This window comes from Pseudomonas zhanjiangensis (genome assembly GCF_041027545.1).
Classification (GTDB): Bacteria; Pseudomonadota; Gammaproteobacteria; order Pseudomonadales; family Pseudomonadaceae; genus Aquipseudomonas; species Aquipseudomonas zhanjiangensis.
Window position 1 is genome coordinate 1 of record NZ_JBFTEG010000056.1, and the last position, 642, is coordinate 642.

Consider the following 642-nt stretch of genomic DNA (forward strand, 5'->3'; position numbering starts at 1 on the left):
TCGTCACGGGTCATGGGACCTGTGGTGTCCTGGGAACCGACGGTGGTCATCTTCGGTTCGCAGTAGGTGCCCGGACGCACGCCGGTCACGCCGCAGGCCTTGCCGACCATCTTCTGCGCCAGGGTGAAGCCCTTGCCGCTGTCAGCCGGTTGTTCCGGCTTCTTGAACAGGTCGACCGGGCCCAGGCCCAGTTCGGCGCGGGCCTTGTCGGTCAGGCCGCGGCCTACGATCAGCGGAATACGGCCGCCAGCGCGGACTTCGTCGAGCAAAACCTCGGTCTTCAGTTCGAAGGTGGTGATGACCTCGTCGCTGCCGTGCTTGCAGACCTTGCCGGCGTACGGGTAGACGTCGATCACGTCGCCCATGTTGAGGTTCGACACGTCGAATTCGATCGGCAGGGCGCCGGCGTCTTCCATGGTGTTGTAGAAGATCGGGGCGATCTTGTTGCCGAAGCAGAAACCACCGGCACGCTTGTTCGGCACATAGGGGATGTCGTCACCGAAGAACCACAGCACCGAGTTGGTGGCGGACTTGCGCGAGGAGCCAGTACCGACCACGTCGCCGACGTAGGCGACCGGGAAGCCCTTGGCCTTGACTTCTTCGATCTGCTTGAGCGGGCCGATGGCGCCTTGCTGCTCGGGC

At 64.0% G+C, this 642-nt stretch carries 1 pseudogene; it reads right to left on the reverse strand.

What is annotated here, in order from left to right:
• Positions 1–642, reverse strand: a pseudogene (locus AB5S05_RS22055) (bifunctional aconitate hydratase 2/2-methylisocitrate dehydratase); the annotation flags it as partial.